The sequence below is a fragment of the Pseudomonas sp. AM8 genome, from assembly GCF_036346475.1.
In the GTDB taxonomy this organism is placed as follows: domain Bacteria; phylum Pseudomonadota; class Gammaproteobacteria; order Pseudomonadales; family Pseudomonadaceae; genus Aquipseudomonas; species Aquipseudomonas marginalis.
Genome location: NZ_JAOTNX010000004.1, coordinates 208,286 through 228,341, shown reverse-complemented (window position 1 = coordinate 228,341; position 20,056 = coordinate 208,286). Strand labels below are relative to the sequence as shown.

At 61.2% G+C, this 20,056-nt stretch carries 19 protein-coding genes and 1 riboswitch; of the genes, 5 read left to right on the top strand and 14 right to left on the bottom strand.

Going from position 1 to position 20,056, the window contains the following annotated elements:
- Positions 1-169 precede the first annotated feature (169 nt).
- The 5 genes from V3W40_RS12730 to ahcY form a co-directional block, all read right to left on the bottom strand.
- The gene (locus V3W40_RS12730; RefSeq protein WP_137212369.1) at positions 170-2,062 is read right to left on the bottom strand and encodes a DEAD/DEAH box helicase; all 1,893 of its coding nucleotides are present in this window, start codon (positions 2,060-2,062) and stop codon (positions 170-172) included.
- Between the two features lie 221 nt (positions 2,063-2,283).
- Entirely contained in the window at positions 2,284-3,075 is a 792-nt protein-coding gene (locus V3W40_RS12725; RefSeq protein WP_074847804.1) for a substrate-binding periplasmic protein, read from the bottom strand.
- A 63-nt stretch (positions 3,076-3,138) separates the two neighbouring features.
- Positions 3,139-4,221, bottom strand: coding sequence for a hypothetical protein (locus tag V3W40_RS12720; RefSeq protein ID WP_330215113.1), 1,083 nt, complete (start codon positions 4,219-4,221; stop codon positions 3,139-3,141).
- Between the two features lie 84 nt (positions 4,222-4,305).
- Positions 4,306-5,151 (bottom strand): methylenetetrahydrofolate reductase [NAD(P)H], encoded by an 846-nt coding sequence (gene metF, locus V3W40_RS12715; RefSeq protein ID WP_330215112.1) that lies wholly within the window; start codon positions 5,149-5,151, stop codon positions 4,306-4,308.
- Positions 5,152-5,323: 172 nt separating this feature from the next.
- Positions 5,324-6,733, bottom strand: coding sequence for an adenosylhomocysteinase (gene ahcY, locus V3W40_RS12710; RefSeq protein ID WP_053128057.1), 1,410 nt, complete (start codon positions 6,731-6,733; stop codon positions 5,324-5,326).
- 21 nt (positions 6,734-6,754) lie between these two features.
- Positions 6,755-6,861, bottom strand: a riboswitch (S-adenosyl-L-homocysteine riboswitch).
- A 198-nt stretch (positions 6,862-7,059) separates the two neighbouring features.
- On the opposite strand from ahcY, the gene V3W40_RS12705 reads away from it, so the two are divergent.
- The gene (locus tag V3W40_RS12705) at positions 7,060-7,464 is read left to right on the top strand and encodes an acyl-CoA thioesterase (RefSeq protein ID WP_065925501.1); all 405 of its coding nucleotides are present in this window, start codon (positions 7,060-7,062) and stop codon (positions 7,462-7,464) included.
- Between the two features lie 76 nt (positions 7,465-7,540).
- On the top strand, positions 7,541-8,431 hold the full coding sequence (locus tag V3W40_RS12700; protein ID WP_065925500.1) for a formate/nitrite transporter family protein: 891 nt from the start codon (positions 7,541-7,543) through the stop codon (positions 8,429-8,431).
- Between the two features lie 55 nt (positions 8,432-8,486).
- Here the strand turns inward: V3W40_RS12700 and V3W40_RS12695 are convergent, their stop codons facing one another.
- Both V3W40_RS12695 and V3W40_RS12690 read right to left on the bottom strand, forming a co-directional pair.
- On the bottom strand, positions 8,487-9,776 hold the full coding sequence (locus V3W40_RS12695) for a cation:dicarboxylate symporter family transporter (RefSeq protein ID WP_235865614.1): 1,290 nt from the start codon (positions 9,774-9,776) through the stop codon (positions 8,487-8,489).
- A gap of 34 nt (positions 9,777-9,810) precedes the next feature.
- Positions 9,811-10,224 (bottom strand): VOC family protein, encoded by a 414-nt coding sequence (locus V3W40_RS12690; protein WP_065925499.1) that lies wholly within the window; start codon positions 10,222-10,224, stop codon positions 9,811-9,813.
- 93 nt (positions 10,225-10,317) lie between these two features.
- Between V3W40_RS12690 and V3W40_RS12685 the strand changes: the two genes are divergently transcribed.
- Positions 10,318-11,205 (top strand): LysR family transcriptional regulator, encoded by an 888-nt coding sequence (locus V3W40_RS12685; RefSeq protein WP_065925498.1) that lies wholly within the window; start codon positions 10,318-10,320, stop codon positions 11,203-11,205.
- 20 nt (positions 11,206-11,225) lie between these two features.
- On the opposite strand, the gene V3W40_RS12680 is transcribed toward V3W40_RS12685, so the two are convergent.
- Positions 11,226-12,461: a cation:proton antiporter gene (locus tag V3W40_RS12680; RefSeq protein ID WP_065925497.1), complete on the bottom strand. Its 1,236-nt coding sequence runs from the start codon at positions 12,459-12,461 to the stop codon at positions 11,226-11,228.
- Positions 12,462-12,650: 189 nt separating this feature from the next.
- Here V3W40_RS12680 and V3W40_RS12675 point away from each other — a divergent pair, with 189 nt between their 5' ends.
- Positions 12,651-13,037 (top strand): MAPEG family protein, encoded by a 387-nt coding sequence (locus V3W40_RS12675; protein WP_065925496.1) that lies wholly within the window; start codon positions 12,651-12,653, stop codon positions 13,035-13,037.
- A gap of 128 nt (positions 13,038-13,165) precedes the next feature.
- Here V3W40_RS12675 and mltA read toward each other — a convergent pair whose 3' ends face one another.
- Positions 13,166-14,362, bottom strand: coding sequence for a murein transglycosylase A (gene mltA, locus V3W40_RS12670; protein WP_330215111.1), 1,197 nt, complete (start codon positions 14,360-14,362; stop codon positions 13,166-13,168).
- A gap of 127 nt (positions 14,363-14,489) precedes the next feature.
- Between mltA and V3W40_RS12665 the strand changes: the two genes are divergently transcribed.
- A complete protein-coding gene (locus tag V3W40_RS12665; protein ID WP_065947513.1) occupies positions 14,490-14,939 on the top strand; it encodes a c-type cytochrome in 450 nt (149 codons plus the stop codon).
- Positions 14,940-14,945: 6 nt separating this feature from the next.
- Here the strand turns inward: V3W40_RS12665 and V3W40_RS12660 are convergent, their stop codons facing one another.
- The 5 genes from V3W40_RS12660 to V3W40_RS12640 all read right to left on the bottom strand — a co-directional run bounded on the left by V3W40_RS12660 (position 14,946) and on the right by V3W40_RS12640 (position 19,934).
- Complete coding sequence (locus tag V3W40_RS12660) at positions 14,946-15,341, bottom strand: DUF1090 domain-containing protein (protein ID WP_065947512.1); 396 nt, start codon at positions 15,339-15,341, stop codon at positions 14,946-14,948.
- A 66-nt stretch (positions 15,342-15,407) separates the two neighbouring features.
- The gene (gene ligB / locus V3W40_RS12655; RefSeq protein WP_330215110.1) at positions 15,408-17,069 is read right to left on the bottom strand and encodes an NAD-dependent DNA ligase LigB; all 1,662 of its coding nucleotides are present in this window, start codon (positions 17,067-17,069) and stop codon (positions 15,408-15,410) included.
- A 95-nt stretch (positions 17,070-17,164) separates the two neighbouring features.
- A complete protein-coding gene (locus V3W40_RS12650) occupies positions 17,165-17,515 on the bottom strand; it encodes a hypothetical protein (RefSeq protein WP_065925491.1) in 351 nt (116 codons plus the stop codon).
- Positions 17,516-17,728: 213 nt separating this feature from the next.
- A complete protein-coding gene (metK, locus tag V3W40_RS12645; protein ID WP_065925490.1) occupies positions 17,729-18,919 on the bottom strand; it encodes a methionine adenosyltransferase in 1,191 nt (396 codons plus the stop codon).
- Between the two features lie 19 nt (positions 18,920-18,938).
- Complete coding sequence (locus tag V3W40_RS12640; RefSeq protein WP_027606041.1) at positions 18,939-19,934, bottom strand: ArsR/SmtB family transcription factor; 996 nt, start codon at positions 19,932-19,934, stop codon at positions 18,939-18,941.
- Positions 19,935-20,056: the final 122 nt, after the last annotated feature.

The window sequence follows — 20,056 nt, the reverse complement described above, 5'->3', positions numbered from 1 at the left end:
ATGATTCTTCTGGCAGAACACGGTGACAGGTGTTGGGGCTGCTGCGCAGCCCAGCGCGAGCAAGCTCGCTCACCACAGCAAGCTCGCTCATATCAGGGAACGTGTGGGGAGGAGATAAAAAACGCCCCGCATCTTTCGATGCGGGGCATTTTTCATGGCGCTTTGAAACTCAGCGGTTGCGGGTCAGCAATGCCGGTTTTTCACCACGAGGACGGCCTGGCAGTTGATCCAACTGCTCGGGTGTCGGGAAGCGGTCGGCTTTCGACTCCTTGTGGATGATCTTCGGCGCCGGGCCACCGCGCGGGTTCTGCACGGCGGGCTCGGACAAACGTGGCTGGTCGTCACGGGCCGGGCGGCGGTTGTTGCTGCGCGAATCTTCGCGACGCGCCTGGCCGTCACGCGGTGCACCGTTACGCGGGCCGCTGCGCTTGGCCGGCGGGGTGCCGGTCGTGCCGCCGCTGCTGTTGCGCGGGCCGTTCTGACGTCCGCCCTGGGGCTGGCCACCACGTGGCGCGCCTGTCCCGGCAGCTGCGCCCGGCGCCGGAGCACCTGGACGACGGCCACGGCCCTGGGCCGGTTTGGCCTGGGGCACGTAGTCCACGCGGTTACCGAAGTTATCCACGTCGTCGTCGAGGAATTCGTCCGGGGCGCGGTCGGCTGCGGCACGTGGGGGCTGGCTCGGCTGGCGCTGTTCGCGCGCCGGGGTGCCTTCACGGGGCTTCTGCTCACGGGCCGGGCGTTCGCCACGGCCGTTTGTTGGCGCTTTTTCCTTGCCGCCCTTGTCCTTGCCCTTGTCGCGACGACCACCGCCACCACCGCCGCCGTTCGGGCCATCGCCCTTCGGACCGCGTGGGTTGCGTGGGTTACGCACGTCCGGACGTTCGCGCACTTCAGGCTTTTCGGCCTCAACGGCGCTGGCATCGAAGCCCATCAGGTCGCCATCGGCGATTTTCTGCTTGGTCATGCGTTCGATGCTTTTCAGCAGTTTCTCTTCGTCCGGGGCAACCAGGGAAATGGCTTCACCCGAACGCCCGGCACGGCCGGTACGGCCGATACGGTGCACGTAGTCTTCGTCGACGTTTGGCAGCTCGAAGTTGACCACGTGTGGCAACTGGTCGATGTCCAGGCCGCGGGCGGCGATATCGGTGGCGACCAGGATGCGCACTTCACCGGCCTTGAAGTCGGCCAGGGCCTTGGTGCGGGCGTTCTGGCTCTTGTTGCCGTGGATGGCGACGGCGGTGAGGCCGTGCTTGTCCAGGTACTCGGCCAGGCGGTTGGCGCCGTGTTTGGTGCGGGTGAACACCAGCACCTGTTCCCAGGCGCCGGCGGTGATCAGGTGCGCCAGCAATGAACGCTTGTGGCTGGCGGCCAGGCGGAATACGCGTTGCTCGATACGCTCGACCGTGGTGTTCGGCGGCGTGACTTCGATGCGTTCCGGGTTGTGCAGCAGCTTGCCGGCCAGGGCGGTGATGTCGTTGGAGAACGTTGCCGAGAACAGCAGGTTCTGACGTTTGGCCGGCAGGCGGGCGAGGACCTTCTTCACGTCATGGACAAAGCCCATGTCGAGCATGCGGTCGGCTTCGTCCAGCACGAGGATTTCCACGTGGGACAAATCAACGCTGCCTTGGCCGCACAGGTCGAGCAAACGACCGGGGCACGCCACCAGCACGTCAACACCACGGGACATGGCCTGAACCTGTGGGTTCATGCCGACGCCGCCGAAGATGCAGGCGCTGACGAACTTCAGGTCGCGGGCATACAGCTTGAAACTGTCGTGCACCTGGGCGGCGAGTTCGCGGGTAGGGGTCAGGACCAGTACGCGCGGTTGGCGCGGGCCGTGACGCTGGGATTTGTCCGGATGACCGTTGGGGAACAACCGCTCCAGAATCGGGAGGGCGAAGCCGCCGGTTTTACCCGTACCTGTCTGAGCCGCAACCATCAGGTCGCGACCTTGCAACACGGCGGGAATAGCCCGCTGTTGCACCGGAGTAGGCTCGGTATAGCCCGCTGCCTCGATGGCGCGGACTAAAGCCTCGGAGAGACCGAGGGAAGCAAAGGACATGAGTAATCCTGTTTTAGTTAGGGCTTGGCCCAGAGGGATAATCTTGCCGGGCGCGAATGGCGCTTAGGGGAGCGCAATCCCGTCCGGTCCTGCTGCGTCTGGCGGGCACTCCACCGGCTCGCGCGGGCTGAAAGCTGCGCAGTAGCGGGGTTGGGTGCCTTTTTCAGGACCTCAGCGGCCGGGCGTAAGCCTGGCGGAAAGGCCGGAGTATAACAGAGCAATCACTGTGCGCCGCTTTCCTGCTGCTCAACGGTGTGTCCGGACGCTGTTTTGGCTTGGGTTCCACCATATTTGGCGCTTAAGACGGCGTAGGCCGGCTCCTGTTTGAAACGCTTGAGTTCGGCGGCAAAGCGTTGCACCAGCAGGTCCATCCCCGCGCCACGGCGTACGGCGAGGTACTGCTGCTGGCGGCTGACCACGACGGGGGCCTGGCTGACCTTGCCTTCCAGGCCCAGGGCCTTGATCACATGCTGGCCGACCCGGCGGTCGGTGATCAGCAGGTCGATGCGTCCCAACAGCAATTTACCGAAGTTGGCCTCGTGGCTGGGGGCCGGCTCGCGGCTGAACCGGGTGGAGTCGCTGAATGGCGCGCCGTACAGATAGCCTGGCGACGTGCCGACAGTGAGGCCGTCCAGCTCGTCGAGGCCTTGGACCGGGTGAGGGCGTGCGTTGGCGTAGAACATCACGAATTCCACTTCCGACAACGGTTCGCTGGGGTACAGCAGCAGTGCGTCGCGTTCGTGGCTGTGGAAAATATCCAGTGCGCCATCGGCATGGCCCTGATCGAGCATGGCCAGGCAGCGCTTCCAGGGCAGGAACTGCCATTGCACATCGACCCCCAGGCGCTGGAACACGATCACCGTGGTTTCGTAGTCCAGCCCGCGCATGGCGCCGTGTTCCTCATACACGTAAGGCGCCCAGGGCTCGGTGACAATGCGCAATTTCTCGCCATAAGCGGCCAGGCTCAAGCAAGTAAAAAGCGCAACGGTCAACAGCTTCAGAATGACGGGCATGCCCCGAGGTTACGACGCCCGTGCGCTAAAGAGAAGCGCTGGCACACCCATCTGCGGGCGACGCTATTTTGTCGGTGAGGTCATCAGGTGTTCATAGATGGCTGCACGTCGCTCGCCCAGAATCAGGCGCACCACTGGGTTGGCGAACCAATGTTCGAGCTGGTGCGCATCGACCGGGCTTTTTTGCCGCTCTTCCTGATTCTGCAGGGCCTTTTCCCACCAAATCGGGCCACAGGCCTGGTCGAATTCATTTTCGTGCTCGTAGCAGCCGTAGAGGATTTCGCGGATGAACTGCTGCTTGCGTTTGGGCAAGGCCAGGGTGATCAGCTTGTACATCAAGCGTTGCAGTCGGGGCGGGCGGGGCAGGTGGGCAGACACATTGCGGGTGTCGGCCAGGGCTTTGGCGCAGATAGGGTCTGCGGCGTGCTTGGTGACCCACGCCTTGACCTTGGCCCGGAACAACTGCTTGCGGCTCCAGTAGTGGTGGATCAGGTCGGGGCACTGGCGCACATTGAGCGTACGGTAAGCGGCCACCGACAGGCAGAACTCTTCCAGGGTGTAGGCACCGTGGGCCATCGGGAACAGCTCGTCCATCAACTCGATCGAGCGATCAAGGATGTGCGCATCTTGCCGGGTCAGGCCCATGACGCCGGAGTTGAGCAGCCACATGTCGTCGTCGGCCAGGCCTTTGTCTGCAAGGTGCCTGGCCAGGGTTTCATACAGCACGCTTTCGCGGTTGTCGCCGTACTTGGCGTGGAAGGCATTGCACAGCACGGTGTCGGGCGCGACACGTTCGAACAGCGCCATGGGCGAGTCGTGAAAAAAGGTGTCGGTGTCGATCAACAGCGCCCGTTCCGCTGTTTCCAGCACCTGGCGCAACAGCACGTGCTTGGTGCGGAAATGGTAGCCGTGGGGCTCGCTCCAGCGTTTGCGCGTGGCCTCGTCCAGGGTGTGAACCTGTACCGGCAAGCCGCGATAGGGGGCCGGATTGTCGCTGAACACCTGGATGTCCAATGGCATGTCCTGGGGGCCGCCCAGATGGGCCAGGGCACTGGCGATGCTGAATACGGCTTCCTGATGATAGGTCTCGGCGCCGAATACCAGGTACACCAGTTGCGGGCGGGGAGTCGGGGACGCTGTATTCATGTACTGCAGGCTTCCTTTCCAGGGGGTATGTAGACGAAAAAAGCCCCCGTGATAACGAGGGCTGGGTACAGCGATTAAACCGGCCTAGCGTGGCAGTTTAAGGTTGTTCCAGATCGCGAGGCTTGGTTCAGCCTGGTTCAGGGTATAGAAGTGCAGGCCTGGCGCGCCACCTTGCAACAATTCTTCACACATATTGCTGATCACCTGTTCGCCGAACGCCTGGATGCTCTTGACGTCGTCGCCATAGGCTTCCAGTTGCTTGCGCACCCAACGTGGGATTTCAGCACCGCAGGCGTCGGAGAAGCGCGCCAGCTTGCTGTAGTTGGTGATCGGCATGATGCCCGGCACGATCGGGATGTTCACGCCCATGGCGCGTACACGCTCGACGAAGTAGAAGTAGCTGTCGGCGTTGAAGAAGTACTGGGTGATCGCGCTGTCGGCGCCGGCGTTGGCCTTGCGGACGAAATTCTGCAGATCGTCTTCGAAATTGCGCGCCTGGGGGTGCATCTCCGGGTAGGCGGCCACTTCGATATGGAAGTGATCGCCGCTTTCTTCGCGGATGAAACTCACCAGGTCATTGGCGTGGCGCAGCTCACCGCTGGCCATGCCCATGCCGGACGGCAAGTCGCCACGCAGGGCAACGATGCGCTTGATGCCGGCGGCCTTGTATTGGGCAAGCAGGCCGCGCAGGTCGGCCTTGCTGTCGCCCACGCATGACAAATGCGGAGCGGCGGGAATTTTGACTTCGCTTTCAAGCTGCAACACGGTGTTGATCGTACGATCGCGGGTCGAGCCGCCGGCGCCGTAGGTGCAGGAGAAGAAGTCGGGGTTGTAGCTGGCCAACTGCTTGGCAGTCGCCATCAGTTTTTCATGCCCAGCATCGGTCTTGGTGGGGAAGAACTCGAAGCTGTAGCGACGGTCTTGGGACATGGTCATACCCTTTGAAACTCAGAAGCCGACTGTGCAACCCATCTGCACTGTAGGAGCGAGCTTGCTCGCGAAGAACGTCAACGATAACGCGTAGAAACAGGATGTACGCGGTGTCCTTGAGTTTTTCGCGAGCAAGCTCGCTCCCACAGGTAGAGCAGGTTGGGCTGATTACTTAGTAGCGGTAAGCGTGCGGCTTGAACGGACCTTCGACGGTCACGCCGATGTAGTCGGCCTGGGTCTTGGTCAGCTGAGTTACCACGCCACCGAAGCCGCGGACCATTTCCAGGGCCACTTCTTCGTCGAGTTTCTTCGGCAGTACTTCCACGGTCAGGCGCTCGGCTTTCTGGGCTGGCGACAGGTCGGCGTATTTCTGGCCGAACAGGAAGATCTGGGCCAGTACCTGGTTGGCGAACGAGCCGTCCATGATGCGGCTTGGGTGGCCGGTGGCGTTGCCCAGGTTAACCAGGCGGCCTTCGGCCAGCAGGATCAGGTAGTCGTCGTTCTGTGGGTCGAAAGCGCCAGCGCCGGTACGGTGAACCTTGTGTACCTGCGGCTTCACTTCTTCCCACGCCCAGTTCTTGCGCATGAAAGCGGTGTCGATCTCGTTGTCGAAGTGACCGATGTTGCACACCACGGCGCGCTTCTTCAGGGCCTTGAGCATGTTGGCATCGCAGACGTTGACGTTACCGGTGGTGGTCACGATCAGGTCGATCTTGCCCAGCAGGGCCTTGTCGATGCTGGCTTCGGTGCCGTCATTGACGCCATCGATGAACGGCGAAACCACTTCGAAACCGTCCATGCAGGCTTGCATGGCGCAGATCGGGTCGACTTCGGAGACTTTGACGATCATGCCTTCCTGGCGCAGGGATTGGGAAGAACCCTTGCCCACGTCGCCGTAGCCGATCACCAGGGCTTGCTTGCCCGACAGCAGGTGGTCGGTGCCGCGCTTGATGGCATCGTTCAGGCTGTGACGGCAGCCGTACTTGTTGTCGTTCTTGCTCTTGGTCACCGAGTCGTTGACGTTGATGGCCGGGATTTTCAGCTCGCCCTTGGCCAGCATGTCCAGCAGGCGGTGCACGCCGGTGGTGGTTTCTTCGGTCACGCCGTGGACGCGGTCGAGGATCTGTGGGTACTTCTTGTGCAGCAGCTCGGTCAGGTCGCCGCCGTCGTCGAGGATCATGTTGGCATCCCAAGGCGCGCCATCTTTAAGGATGGTTTGCTCCAGGCACCACTCGTACTCTTCTTCGGTCTCGCCTTTCCAGGCGAATACCGGGATACCGGCAGCGGCGATGGCGGCAGCGGCCTGGTCTTGCGTCGAGAAGATGTTGCAGGACGACCAACGCACTTCGGCACCCAGGGCAACCAGGGTTTCGATCAGCACGGCAGTCTGGATGGTCATGTGGATGCAGCCGAGGATCTTCGCGCCTTTGAGCGGTTGCTCGGCGGCGTACTTGCGACGCAGGCCCATCAAGGCTGGCATTTCGGATTCGGCGATAAAGGTTTCGCGACGGCCCCAGGCGGCGAGGGACATGTCGGCGACTTTGTAGTCGTTGAAATCTGCAGGCGTAATTACAGCGCTCATGAAGAGCCTCCATTCGTAGTGTGCGAATGGGCGCCGTTGTGCGTTTAGTATCAGGCCAGGGCAACCAGGCCGGACAACGCCCCATCCGAGCCTGACAGGTTGAACCTGCTGCAGCGCCCCTCGGACAGGTGGCGGGAGAAACGGTATCAACTGAAGATGACCGTTTTGAAGCGGGGCGATTATAGCCGTGTACGCGGCACTTCCCAAGCCTTTCTGTCGGCCATATGAAGATCGCACATGGGGTTGATAGGCAATGGCGCATAGAGCTTGGGGGCGGGCTCTGCCATGATGTTGCCCATCATTCGGCAAGACGCTTTGGAGTGACCATGAACTTCCACACCCGCAAATGGGTAAAACCTGAAGACCTCAACCCCAACGGCACCCTGTTCGGTGGCAGCCTGCTGCGCTGGATCGACGAAGAAGCGGCCATCTATGCCATCGTCCAACTGGGCAACCAGCGCGTGGTGACCAAGTACATCTCCGAAATCAACTTTGTCAGCGCCTCGCGCCAGGGCGACATCATCGAACTCGGGATCACTGCTACCGAGTTTGGCCGCACCTCCATCACCCTGACCTGTGAAGTGCGCAACAAGATCACCCGCAAAAGCATCCTCACCGTGGAAAAAATGGTCTTCGTCAACCTTGGCGAGGACGGTTTGCCCGCACCTCATGGACGCACCGAGATCAAGTACGTCAAGGACCAGTTCCAGGAAGATGGCATCCGCGAGTAAACCTGCGCCGGGCCAGTGAACGCTCTTGATCAACCATAGGTCGTACCTGAACATCGCCCCCCGTTCAGGTACCACCATGGCCACGCAAGAAGACGGCAAGACCCCGAACCTGTCCCAGGAAGAGCAGCAGGACGTCGACAAGAACCAGCCGCCCCGCGCGGCGGTGCTGCATGAAATTATCCGCACCCAGGGCGATCAGGAGTTGGAGCGCAGCGTCGCCGCCTTGTGGTGGTCGGCATTGGCAGCCGGCCTGACCATGGGCCTGTCATTGATGGCCATGGGGCTGCTCAATTCACGCCTTCCGGACGGAGAGGCCTTCAAGGTGATCGCCAGCTTCGGCTACTGCGCAGGCTTTCTCGCGGTGATCCTGGCGCGCCAGCAACTGTTCACCGAAAACACCCTGACCGCCGTGCTGCCGGTGATGAGCAAGCCAACCCTGGCAAATGCCGGGCGCCTGTTGCGGCTGTGGTCGGTGGTGCTGGTGGGCAACCTCTGCGGCACGCTGTTGGTGGCGTATGTGATGCTGCATCTGCCGATCTTCGACACCAAGACCGACCTGGCCTTCCTCGAAATCGGGCGCAAGATCATGGAAAACGACGCCAGCCAGATGTTCGCCAAGGGCATCGTCTCCGGCTGGATGATCGCCACCATGGTGTGGATGATCCCGTCGATGGAAAGCGCCAAGATGTGGATCATCATTCTGATCACCTACCTGATGGCCCTGGGGGATTTCACCCATATCGTGGTGGGTTCGGCGGAAGTGTCGTACCTGGTGTTTGCCGGCGAGTTGCCGTGGAAGGATTTCTGGCTGGTGTTTGCCGGCCCCACACTGGCCGGCAATATCATCGGTGGCAGCTTTATCTTTGCGTTGATCAGTCATGCGCAGATTCGCAGCGAAAGCAAGGCACCTTCTGCTACTCACTCCGGCGCACGGGAGCAGCTTTCCCAGAGTAAGAAAAAGGCCTGATCTCGCCCCGCAAAGACTCAAACGGGTTCTTTGCGAGGCACCTGGACCAGGACTTTCAGACTTTGAGCGACGCGCTGGCAGACTCGGTGGCAATTGTGCGGTCAGGTGCATTCAGCCGACCCTCCCACCGGGCAATAACCAATGGCGCCAGCGCGTTGCCCAGCACATTCAATGCTGTGACCGGCATATCCATCAGGCGATACACGCCTGCAATGATCGCCACTCCTTCCACGGGCAGACCCGCGGCGGTCAAGGTCGCGGTAAGGATGATAAACATGAAGCCCGGTACGCCCGCCGCGCCCTTTGATGTCAACACCATGATCAATACCAGCATTCCCTGATCAGCCAGGCTCAAGTCAATGCCATACGCCTGGGCGATGAACAACGTGCCCAACGCAGCAAAAAGCGAAGCGCCATCCAGGTTGAACGAGTAGCCCAGCGGGATAACCATGCTGGTAATAGGGCGCGGGGCGCCGTAGCGCTCCATTTTTTCGATCAATTGAGGCATGACTGTTGCTGACGCAGCGCTGCTATAGGCCAGCAATAATTCACTGCGTATCTCCCGCACCAAGTGGAAAAAGCCGACCCCCGCCAATCGTGCAACTGCTCCCAATACGCACAATGCAAATAACAGCACTGCGACATAAGTCGTGCCGATCAGTTTGGCCAGCGGCAGCAAGGCACTGAGGCCAAAGCTGGCGACGGTGACTGCGATCAGCCCGAAAATGCCGATTGGTGAGTAATGCATGACCAGATGGGTGACTTTGAACATGGTGTCGGAGATGGCCTGCATCACACCGATCAGGGGGGCCTTGCGCTGCTCGGGCAGCATAGACAAGGCGCAGCCGAACAGGATGGCGAAAAACAGCACGGAGAGCAGCTTGCCCTGCGACATGGCCAATACGATGTTATCCGGCACAATCGCCAATAGCGTTTGCCCCAGATTCTGCGTTTTGCCGTAGGCGGCCAGTTCTGTTACTGGCGTCTGCAACGTACTGCCAAATTCGGCACCTGAGCCGGGCTCGACGACGTTTCCAACGATCAGACCAAAGACGATTGCAACACTGGTGATCGTGAAGAAGTAAACGAAGGTCTTCACGCCGACGCGTCCCAAGGCGGCAGGATTTCCCATGCCGGCAATGCCGACTGTCATGCAAGCGAAGACCAGAGGCACGACGATCATCTTCATCAGCTTGATAAACAAGTCGCCTGCCGGTTGCAGCAGATTGTCGATGAACCAGATCTTGTGTTCGGGAAACTGGTTGAGAAGGATGCCGACGATTATCCCGGCGGCCAGACCGATCATGATACGGGTGACAAGGCTGGATGGTTTTTTGGTGGTCATGTGGGTGCCCCTTATTGTTGTAGATATCAGGGATTTATTGAGCGAACAGCCCGGCGAAGTCCTTGAACCCTTTCACCTCGATGGGGTTGCCGCTGGGGTCAAGGAAAAACATCGTGCGTTGCTCGCCTGGCTCGCCAGCGAAGCGGATCACGGGCGGAATCTCGAAACATGTGCCCAGGTGGGCAAGCCGTTCGGCAAGCGTCAACCATTCCTCAAGCGGTAACACCACGCCGAGATGCGGCATCAGGACATGATGCTCACCGACCAGCCCGGTACGCGTGGTGGGAAACGGCGTCCCCAGGTGCAGTGAAAGCTGGTTCCCGAAAAAATCGAAGTCGATCCAGGTCTCGCTGCTACGGCCTTCCGTGCAGCCCAAAACATCTCGATAAAAAATGCGCGCCTGATTTAGGTCGTAAACATGATATGCAGCGTGGAAAGGTCTGTTCATGGGAGGGATCTCTGTGTGGGAGAGCCCTCAAATTAAACAGGCCGTGTACCCGGGTAAAACGGGTTCGCCTTGGTCTGAGCGAAAGGAAAACTTATGGATGTTCGATTCCTGAGAAGTCTGGTCGCCGTCATTGAAGCCGGCTCCATTGCAGCGGCCGCGCGACGTGAAAACCGTACCGCAGCGGCGATCAGCCAGCGGGTCAAGGCGCTTGAGCGGACGCTGGGGTGCACGCTGCTTATGCGCACTGCGCATGCCGCGTGGCCCTCGGACCAATGCCTATTGTTGTTACCAAAAATTCAAGCAGTCATTGAGCAGGCGCGCGAGTTGCAGGAGGACCTGAGCCAGGATGGCTTGTCGGGAGAGATCAAGATCGGTGCCATTTCGACGGCATTGACCGGCGTCTTGCCGGGGGCGATAGAGCGACTGGCGTTGTCGGCACCTGGGCTGAGGCTGAAGATCACACCGGGAGACTCCAGAAGCCTCTATGAGAGATTGCTGGCCCAGGAGCTGGACGCGGCGATTCTTGTCAGGCCACCCTTTCAGCCACCCAAGGCTTTGGCGACGACCTTGTTGCGGGCTGAACCTCTGATTCTGATTGCCCCCGCTGAGTGGGGCACGCAAACGTTAGAAGCATTGCTGCGCGAGCGATCATTCATTCGCTACGACGCTCGCTCGTGGGGTGGGCAGATTGCCCAGCGTTTCCTCGATGAACAGTCCTTTGATCCGCAGGTGTTGTGTGAGCTGGATGCCTTGGAAACCATCGTCATGTTGGTCGCCCAAGGCATGGGTGTATCACTGGTACCGCAGTGGGCAGGGATGTCTCGCAATGGCCTGTGTGTCTTGCCGGTCGACGACGCGCCGCGCTATGCGCGGGATCTGGTCGTCATGCATAGCTCGACGCCGCGCCGCCCACTGGCGATGCGGCACTTGCTTGAACACCTGTGCAATTGCAGTGCACCCGTAGGCAAACGTGTGGTGTAGCGAGGTAAATCCTCACCGCTTCACTGAGGCTCGGCTACGCGCTTTACGACTCGGCCAATGGTCAAGCCCTGCACCAGGATCGACGACAGCACCACGATGTAGGTGATGCTCAGCAGCAGATCGCGCTCCGGGCCCAGCGGCAGGGCCAGCGCTAGAGCCACCGAGACCCCGCCGCGCAGGCCGCCCCAGGTCAGGATACGGATGGTGCCGCGCGGCACCGTGCGCCAGCGGCGCAGCAACAGGATCGCCGGGGCCACGGTCAGCAGGCGCGACAGCAGGATCGCCACCGCCAGCAAACCGGCCGCGAACACGTGCAGCCAGTTGAACGGCAACAGCAGCAGCTCCATGCCGATCAGCGCAAACAGCAGCGCGTTGAGCATGTCGTCCAGCAATTCCCAGAAGCCGTCCAGGTAGCGCCGGGTCATGTCGTTCATCGCCAGCTTGCGTCCCAGGTTGCCGATGATCAGCCCGGCCACCACCATCGCGATCGGTGCGGAGACGTGCAGTTCGGTGGCCATCGCCGAGCCGCCGATGACCAGGGCGAGGGTCAGCATCACTTCGATCTGGTGCTGTTCGATGCTCTTGATCATCAGGTACACCAGATAGCCGATCAGCCCGCCGAAGACCACGCCGCCAATTGCCTCATGGGCGAACAGCAAGGCCGTGGCGCCCACGGTAGGCGTCTCGCCCAACTGCGCGATGCCCAGCAATACGGTAAACACCACCACCGCCGTGCCGTCGTTGAACAGGCTCTCGCCCACAATCGTGGTCTTCAGCGGTTTCGACGCATTGGCGGTTCGCAGCACGCCCAGTACCGCAATGGGGTCGGTGGGTGAGATCAGTGCGCCGAACAACAGGCAGTACAGGAAGCTCACGTGCCAGCCAAACAGGGCGAAGATGTAATACGCCAGGCTGCCGATCACCACGGTGGCGATCAACACACCGAAGGTTGCCAGCAGGCCGATGGGCCAGCGGTAGCTGCGCAGGTCGTTCAAGTTGACGTGCAAGGCGCCGGCGAACAGCAGGAACGACAGCATCCAGTTCATCAGCAGGTCGCCGAAGTCGATCTGGCCGATCAATTGCTGGATGCGCTCCTCAAGGCCTGGGTAGCCGAGCAGGCTCAGGCCTTGCAGGATCAGGGAGAACAGCAGGGCCGTGACCATCACGCCGATGGTGGGCGGCAGGCCGATAAAGCGGAAGTTCACATAGGTGAGCAGGGTAGTGAGGCAAATGAAGGCGGCGACAAGTTCAAGCATCCGGGGTCCTTGGAAGGTGGGGGGTTGTTAGTGGGGGATGGACCGCAGTGGCGGCGTGAGGTTGCAAGGTCTTGGGTGAAAGTGCGGTAGAACCTTTCGGTAGCGCGCGGCTCATAGCGGTTAGGTGCGATATTGAGTTTTTAGTGCTAGAACTCTAATCGCTGCATAAAACGACAAAAGGACTGAGTGATGACGGCTGCTTTCTGGTGTGTGTTGATCGCGATTTTTCTGCCTTACCTGTGCACGGGCGTGGCCAAGTTCAGTGGCGGCAAGTTCGGGCCGCGGCAGAACCACGACCCGCGTGCTTTCCTGGATACCCTTGAAGGGTTTGCCAAGCGCGCCCACAGTGCGCAGCTCAACAGCTTTGAAGTGACGCCCGCGTTTGCCGCCGCGGTGATTATCGCCCACCTGGCCGGCACGGCCGAACTGGTGACCATCAATGTGCTGGCCGTGCTGTTTATCACCAGCCGCCTGCTCTACATCATTTGCTACCTCGCCGACTGGGCGATACTGCGCTCGCTGGTGTGGGCGGTGGGCATGGTGTTGATTGCGAGCTTCTTCTTCGTGTCGATCTGAACCGGTTTCTGTAGGAGCGAGCTTGCTCGCGAAGAACGAACAGACGACGCGGGCTGCCAGAAAGCGCTGCGTTATCGTTGACGTTTTTCGCGAGCAAGCTCGCTCCTACGGTGTGTTTTCGGCGAGTGTCAGGTTCCGGTGGGTACATCCGGCACCTGCGGCAACGCCGCGCCCTTGGGCCATAGCATCCAGATCTGCCCTTGCTGCTTCATATTTCCCGCCAGCTCTCCGGCAGCGTCACCCGTGCCCCAGAACAAATCCGCGCGCACTTCTCCGGTGATTGCACCGCCGGTGTCCTGCGCGGCGACGGGGCGTGCCAATGGCGAGCCGTCGGGCTTGGTAGTCGACAGCCACAACAGGCTGCCCAACGGAATCACCTTGCGATCCACCGCTACGCTGTAGCCAGCGGTCAACGGCACATTCAGCGAACCGCGCGGGCCTTCATTACTGTCGGGGCGAGCGCTGAAGAAGACGTAGCTGGGGTTGCTCGCCAGCAGTTCCGGGATGCGCTCCGGGTGCGCCTTGGCCCAAGCGCTGATGGCGCCCATGGTCACGTCTTCTTTCTTCAACTCGCCTTGCTCCACCAGCCAACGGCCGATAGGGCGATAGGGGTAGCCGTTCTGGTCGCCGTAACCGACGCGCAGCTGGCGCCCGTCCTTGAGTTGAATGCGCCCCGAGCCCTGGATCTGCAGGAATTGCAGGTCCATCGGGTTGGTCAGCCAGGCAATCGGCTTGGCGGTGGAGCCTTGGCCGTTGATGGCGCTGGCATCGTCATAGGGTTTGAGCACGCGGCCTTCGAGGCGGCCGCGCAGGCGCTTGCCCTTGAGTTCCGGGTAGATGCTTTCCAGATTGACGATGATCAGGTCATCCGGCACGCCATACACGGGTACGTGAGCGGCGGCGGTCTTGGTCAGGCTGCCGGGGTAGACCGGTTCGTAGTAGCCGGTGATCAAGCCGTTGGGGGTGTTGTCAGCCGAACGCAGGCCGAACACATCCAGGCGCTCCTTGAGAAAACCGCGCACCGCCACGGCATCGGCTGGCATGGGACCTGCTGCTGCGCAGGTGGCCCCCCATATAGGGTCGGCCTTGAGGCGTTGGCAGGCGCTGCGCCAGGATTCGAAGCCGGCCAGCAGGTCGCTGTCGGACACGGCGGGCAACGCCTCCCAGGGAGCGCTTACATAGGTGGCGACGGCGTGGGGCTTGGCAGCTTCTTCTTTAGCCGTGTCTTTACCGCTGTCCTTGCCCGCGTCACAGCCTGCCAGCAGTGCAATCATCGGCAGAGCCCATGCCAGACGGCGGCTCCAGTGTTTCAATGTGAGATTCATACAAACGGTTCCTGAAGCGATTGCCCGCGCCGTAGCGCCTGTGGGCAACCCTTATTATTAATAGGGCTATTGGTCTTTACGGGCAGGGCGAGGATACTGGCCGCCGTTTCCCGTGACCTGAGCCACCATGACTTTTAAAAAAATGACGCTTGTGTTGTTGGCCTGCCTGGCACTGTCCGCCTGCGGCGGCGTCGATCCGAATTCGCCCCTGGGCCAGCGCAAGGCGATCTTCAAGCAAATGCTCAAGACCGCTGAAGACCTGGGTGGCATGTTGCGCGGGCGCATTGCCTTCGATGGCGCGAAATTCGCCGAAGGCGCGGTCAAGCTCGATGCGCTGTCCCATGAACCGTGGAAACACTTTCCGAGTGTGCGCGAAGAGGATCACACCAGCGCCAAGGACGATGTGTGGCAAAAACAGGCACAGTTCCAGCAACTGGCCCGCGACCTGGAAGCGGCCACCGGTGAGTTGGTGAGCGCCAGCCAGGTGCAGCCCTACAAGGCCAGCAACCTTACGCCTGCCGTACAGAAAGTCGAAGATGCCTGCAGTGCCTGCCATAAACAATTTCGCGACCACTGACCGGTTTTACTGGTCGAGTTCTTCCACGGCGTCCTGCAGTTCCTTGCGTGACTCGGCGAGCTTGTCCTTGCGCTTGTTGATCTTGTCCGCGTCGCCTTTTTTCATCGCCTTGTCGAGGTCGGCCTGACGGCGGCTGACGTCGTGCTTGGCGTCGAGTACCTTGTTTTCGCGCTCCTTCCTCAAGGCGGCATCCGTGCAGTTGGCGGTGACTTCGCTCAGGGCTTTTTCCAGGCCGGCTTGCTGGTCGCTGTTGCCGTGGGCCTTGGCTTGTTCGATCTGGGTGCTGATGGCCTGGCGCTTGGCGGCGCAGCCGGTGAGTGGGGTGGCTTCTTCGGCGGCCAGCAGTGGTGTAGTCATGAAGCTTGCGACGGTCAGCAGGGCAAAAGGGGCGAGGAATTTCATGTGGAGCTCCGGGGTCGCAAATAGCAGGGTGAATTCTGCTGTGATTTAAAGGTGGCTGGGTCGGGTTCAAAACCCGTCTATTCCGGCCACACGTAATGTTTCAGCCAATGTCTGTACGTGTGGGTCGCGAAAAAAAGCGCTCAGTTGCGCTGCGCGACCCGGGCCGATGCCATCGATGGCCAGCCAGGCCTGTGTGTCTCTGGCGACCAGCGTCTGCCAGTTGCCCTCCAGGTTGCCGCGTGCTGCAGGCGGTACACCCAAGGCCTTGAGCCATTGTGCGAAGGGGCGTTGCCGAGCGCTGTGAAGGCTGTCGAGCAGCCGCGTGCGGCTGCGCTCACCGAAGCCATCAATGTTAGCAAGCTCTGCCGCATCCAGGGTTAACCAATCGAGAAAGCCTGCGATTAGACCGGCCTGGATCAATATGTTCCACGTCTCGTGGCCTATGTGTGGCAATGCCAGGCCCTGGTTGCCGCTCAGCCAGGTAAGGCGTGCGAGCAGCTGTTCTTCGCAGCCGGGGTCCAGTTGCCAGCAACTCAAGGCGTGAAAGTCCCGAGGGTCGGGCACTGGCAGGTCGACCCTGGTGGTATTGCGCAGGATCACCTGGTCCAGCCGAGGGATCACTTGGCCCGCCAGGCTGATGGACACGTGGTCGCCCGGGCGAATATCCAGGGCCTGCCAGCGCTTCAAGGAGCCGGCGCTGACCCGGCTGATCCGGCGGTCGTCCAGGCGCACCGGCTCCAGTTCCAGAATGGGGGTGATGCGTCCGGTGCGGCCGATCTTGAATTGCACCTGGCGTACCAGGGCCAGGGCTTTGGAGGCGGGGTACTTCCAGGCGACCGCCCAATAAGGCGCACTGGCCTGCCAGCGTTCAGCGGGTGCGCGCTGCGCCTGGTGCAGCACCACGCCGTCACTGGCAAAGGGCAGGGGGTGGTTGTACCAATAGGTGCGCCAATGTGCTGCTTCGATGATGTCCTGGACGGGCTGGCTGTAGCGCTGGCTGTCGGTGAAACCCCAGCGAGCCAGGGTGGCCAGGCGTTCGGTAAAGGCTGCGGGGCCATTCGGCCAGGCCCAGACAAACAGGCCGATGCCGGCGGCGTCGGTATCGCTCAACTGCCGACGGTTCATCAGCCCAGCCACCTTGCTGCGCGCGTTGAGCCCGCCGCGTGCCGATTGCACATGCTCGTCGAGGCGCCAATAAAGTTCGCCTTGCAGCACCAGGTCGATGGGTTCCGGCAGTTGCTGGACAATGCCGGGGATCTTGCGCGCGGAGGCCGACCAGTCCTGGCCCAGCTTGCCATCGCCACGGCTGATCACCTGTTTCAACCGCCCCTGGCGGTACACCAGGGTCACTGCAACGCCGTCCACCTTGGGTTGGATCCATACATCCTGGCGCGTGCCCAGCCAGGCGCCCACGGCTTGCTCATCCAGGCGCTTTTCGAGGCCGGTATGGGCGACCGGGTGCGGCAAGGTGCCCCGTGAACTGGCCAGCGGATCATCAGGCTCCGTGGGGGTGGGCACGCACTGGCGCCAGTGGGCCAGACGCTGGCGGGCCTGGTCGTAGAGTTCATCACTGACGGGGGATTGGCCGAGGCGGTGGTAACTGTCGTCCCACAGGCGGATTTGTTCGGCCAGGGTGTCGACCTGGGTCCCGGCCTCATCGGGGCAGTTTTCAGTCCAGGCCGAAAAGGGTAGAGCGCTGAGGAGCAGAGCAATCAGTAAACGCATCATGAGCATCCTTGCTCGAAAGGGGCGCCCAGCCTAAATGATCCGTTCACCCACAAAAAAGCCCCGACGCTGCGGGGCTTTTTACCGGGTGTTTCGGCTTACTTGAACAGGCCGCCCAGCGCTTTCACGGCATCAGGCTTATCAGCCTTGGCTTCCTGGGTTTGCTGCTTGGCGTCGGCTTTGGCCTGGGCTTCGGAGAGTTTGTCACAACCTTTGTTGATCTGGTCTTGCGCTGCTTTGAAGGCCTTCACTTTCAAGCTGTCTTTGCTGGCTTCGGCCGCATCGATCTTGGTTTGCAGGTCTGCGGATTGCTTTTGGCAGTCGCCGGAATTGCCGACACCCAGCTGGGAGCCCAGGGCGCCACTCAATGCGCTCAGGTCGGCGGCGTGGGCCGGCAGGGCGAACAGGCTGATCAGAAGGGCGGCAGGGGCGAGCGTGGAGATGCGCATGAAAAACCTCAATGTTCGATTGCCTGCGCACTTATGAGTCCCGGGCGGGTGCAGGGCAATATCCAAAATAAGGTGAAGGCCCGAGAGGGCGCGGATTCTAGAGGGCCATTATTGTGCCTGCAAGCTTTGGATCCAAAAAATGTGAAGGCGGTCCCGCAGGCAATAAAAAGCCCCGCCGGGCAAACCCGGCGAAGCTTTATGTACCGTGGGCGATTACAGGCCGGCGGCAGTGCGCAGGTCGTTGGCGCGGTCGGTTTTTTCCCAGGTGAAGGTGGTGAAGGTGTCGTCGCCGACGGTCTTCTGCGCAGGGGTACGACCGAAGTGGCCGTAGGCTGCAGTTTCCTGGTACATCGGGTGCAGCAGGTCGAGCATGGTGGTGATCGCGTAAGGGCGCAGGTCGAAGATCTCGCGCACCAGCTTGATGATCTTGTCATCGCTGATCTTGCCGGTGCCGAAGGTATTCAGCGAGATCGACGTAGGCTGGGCCACGCCGATGGCGTAGGACACCTGAATCTCGCAACGCTCGGCGAGGCCGGCAGCAACGATGTTCTTGGCCACGTAGCGACCGGCGTAGGCGGCCGAACGGTCAACCTTGGATGGGTCTTTACCGGAGAAAGCGCCACCGCCGTGACGAGCCATGCCGCCGTAGCTGTCGACGATGATCTTGCGACCGGTCAGGCCGCAGTCACCTACCGGGCCGCCAATGATGAACTGGCCGGTCGGGTTGATGTGGAACTGGGTGTCCTTGCTCAGCAGTTCGGCCGGCAGCACGTGCTTGACGATCAGCTCCATCACGCCTTCGCGCAGGTCAGCGTAGGAAACGTCCGGGTTGTGCTGGGTCGACAGTACGACGGCGTCAATGCCGACCACCTTGCCGCCTTCGTAGCGGCAGGTCACCTGGGACTTGGCGTCCGGGCGCAGCCAAGGCAGCACGCCGGATTTACGCGCTTCGGCCTGGCGTTGTACGAGCTGGTGCGAGAAGGTGATCGGGGCTGGCATCAGCACCTCGGTTTCGTTGCTGGCGTAGCCGAACATCAGGCCCTGGTCGCCGGCGCCCTGGTCTTCCGGCTTGGCACGGTCGACGCCCTGGTTGATGTCGGGCGACTGCTTGCCGATGATGTTCATCACGCCGCAGGTCGCACCGTCGAAACCGACGTCGGAGCTGTTGTAGCCGATGTCGGTGATCACGTCACGAACGATCTGCTCCAGGTCAACCCAGGCGGTAGTGGTCACTTCGCCGGCGATGATCGCTACACCGGTTTTCACCAGGGTCTCGCACGCCACACGGGCGAACTTGTCTTCAGCGATGATGGCATCCAGCACCGCATCAGAAATCTGGTCGGCGATTTTGTCCGGATGCCCTTCAGACACGGACTCGGAGGTGAAAAGGGAGTATTCGCTCATCTCGATGTTTTCCTGATATTTACCGATGGTGAGTGTCGCCAGTCGGTCGCTGAAAGTGGCGGACCTGGATCTGGAAACCATTACGTAAACCTACATAGAGGCTTTCCCCGGGAACGAGTCCCGCAGCGGTGGCCCAACGGGCCAGATCGTCCTGTTCAAAACCCAACCAGAGATCACCGCAGGCCTCCCTGGCCCAATTCTGGTTGTGGCTGCATAAATCCGTAACCAACAGGCTACCGCCGGGGTGCAGCAACCCGGCCATTTGCTTTAAAGCGTCGGCGGGGGCGGCGAAATGGTGCAAGACCATGTTCAGCACCACGCAATCGGCCTTGATCGTTGTGCTGCTCAGGGCATCAGCCAACTGCAGGCTGACATTGCCCAACGCCTCGCGCTCACAGAGCTGGCGTGCCAGTTCGAGCATCGCCGGGCTGTTGTCCAGCGCCGTGACCTGCCGAAAGCGGCGTGCCAGTTCCGGCAGGAAGCCGCCATCTCCAGGCCCGACTTCCAGCGCCGTCGCTTCTTCACTGAAGCTCAGCTTGTCCAGCAGCGCCAGTACGCTGTCGCGGTATTGGGCCAGGCCTGCGATCAAGTCCTGCTGGGCGCGAAATTTCTCGGCAACCCGTGCGAAAAAGTCCTGGCTCGCGGCGGCACGTTGCCCGTGGACCTGGCCGATGCGTGACTGCACGTCATGGGGCAGGCTCAGGCTGTCCACTTCCTCAAGCAGGGCCGCGTGCAACTTGCCGCCGAGCAGGTCGGCGTGGGGCAGGGCGCGGCGGTAGAAAATCGCATTGCCTTCGCGGCGGGTGGCGACCAGGTCGGCCTGGGCCAGCACCTTCAGGTGGTGGCTCATGCCCGACTGGCCGATGGCGAAGATCTGTGCCAGTTCCAGTACGCCGAATGAGTCGTTGGTCAGTGCGCGCAATACGTTCAGACGCAATGGGTCGCCAGCGGCCTTGCACAAGGCTGCCAGCTCTTCGCCGTCGTCAGGACGCAGGGTGGGCACGGGTAGGTTCATAAGGCCAGCAGTCTAGTGACGGGTGAGTATCCCCGCAAGGTCAATATCAAAAAGTTTTGATATTGATCGATAAGTGGCGGTTATAAGCAGCCGCTATAACCTTTAGACGAAGCGGTTAAAGG

What these genes read in the sequence shown, in the direction of transcription:
- V3W40_RS12730 (WP_137212369.1), bottom strand. Translation starts at nt 2,062, where the DNA reads ATGTCCTTTGCTTCCCTCGGTCTCTCCGAGGCTTTAGTCCGCGCCATC.
- V3W40_RS12725 (WP_074847804.1), bottom strand. Translation starts at nt 3,075, where the DNA reads ATGCCCGTCATTCTGAAGCTGTTGACCGTTGCGCTTTTTACTTGCTTG.
- V3W40_RS12720 (WP_330215113.1), bottom strand. Translation starts at nt 4,221, where the DNA reads ATGAATACAGCGTCCCCGACTCCCCGCCCGCAACTGGTGTACCTGGTA.
- metF (WP_330215112.1), bottom strand. Translation starts at nt 5,151, where the DNA reads ATGTCCCAAGACCGTCGCTACAGCTTCGAGTTCTTCCCCACCAAGACC.
- ahcY (WP_053128057.1), bottom strand. Translation starts at nt 6,733, where the DNA reads ATGAGCGCTGTAATTACGCCTGCAGATTTCAACGACTACAAAGTCGCC.
- V3W40_RS12705 (WP_065925501.1), top strand. Translation starts at nt 7,060, where the DNA reads ATGAACTTCCACACCCGCAAATGGGTAAAACCTGAAGACCTCAACCCC.
- V3W40_RS12700 (WP_065925500.1), top strand. Translation starts at nt 7,541, where the DNA reads ATGGCCACGCAAGAAGACGGCAAGACCCCGAACCTGTCCCAGGAAGAG.
- V3W40_RS12695 (WP_235865614.1), bottom strand. Translation starts at nt 9,776, where the DNA reads ATGACCACCAAAAAACCATCCAGCCTTGTCACCCGTATCATGATCGGT.
- V3W40_RS12690 (WP_065925499.1), bottom strand. Translation starts at nt 10,224, where the DNA reads ATGAACAGACCTTTCCACGCTGCATATCATGTTTACGACCTAAATCAG.
- V3W40_RS12685 (WP_065925498.1), top strand. Translation starts at nt 10,318, where the DNA reads ATGGATGTTCGATTCCTGAGAAGTCTGGTCGCCGTCATTGAAGCCGGC.
- V3W40_RS12680 (WP_065925497.1), bottom strand. Translation starts at nt 12,461, where the DNA reads ATGCTTGAACTTGTCGCCGCCTTCATTTGCCTCACTACCCTGCTCACC.
- V3W40_RS12675 (WP_065925496.1), top strand. Translation starts at nt 12,651, where the DNA reads ATGACGGCTGCTTTCTGGTGTGTGTTGATCGCGATTTTTCTGCCTTAC.
- mltA (WP_330215111.1), bottom strand. Translation starts at nt 14,362, where the DNA reads ATGAATCTCACATTGAAACACTGGAGCCGCCGTCTGGCATGGGCTCTG.
- V3W40_RS12665 (WP_065947513.1), top strand. Translation starts at nt 14,490, where the DNA reads ATGACTTTTAAAAAAATGACGCTTGTGTTGTTGGCCTGCCTGGCACTG.
- V3W40_RS12660 (WP_065947512.1), bottom strand. Translation starts at nt 15,341, where the DNA reads ATGAAATTCCTCGCCCCTTTTGCCCTGCTGACCGTCGCAAGCTTCATG.
- ligB (WP_330215110.1), bottom strand. Translation starts at nt 17,069, where the DNA reads ATGATGCGTTTACTGATTGCTCTGCTCCTCAGCGCTCTACCCTTTTCG.
- V3W40_RS12650 (WP_065925491.1), bottom strand. Translation starts at nt 17,515, where the DNA reads ATGCGCATCTCCACGCTCGCCCCTGCCGCCCTTCTGATCAGCCTGTTC.
- metK (WP_065925490.1), bottom strand. Translation starts at nt 18,919, where the DNA reads ATGAGCGAATACTCCCTTTTCACCTCCGAGTCCGTGTCTGAAGGGCAT.
- V3W40_RS12640 (WP_027606041.1), bottom strand. Translation starts at nt 19,934, where the DNA reads ATGAACCTACCCGTGCCCACCCTGCGTCCTGACGACGGCGAAGAGCTG.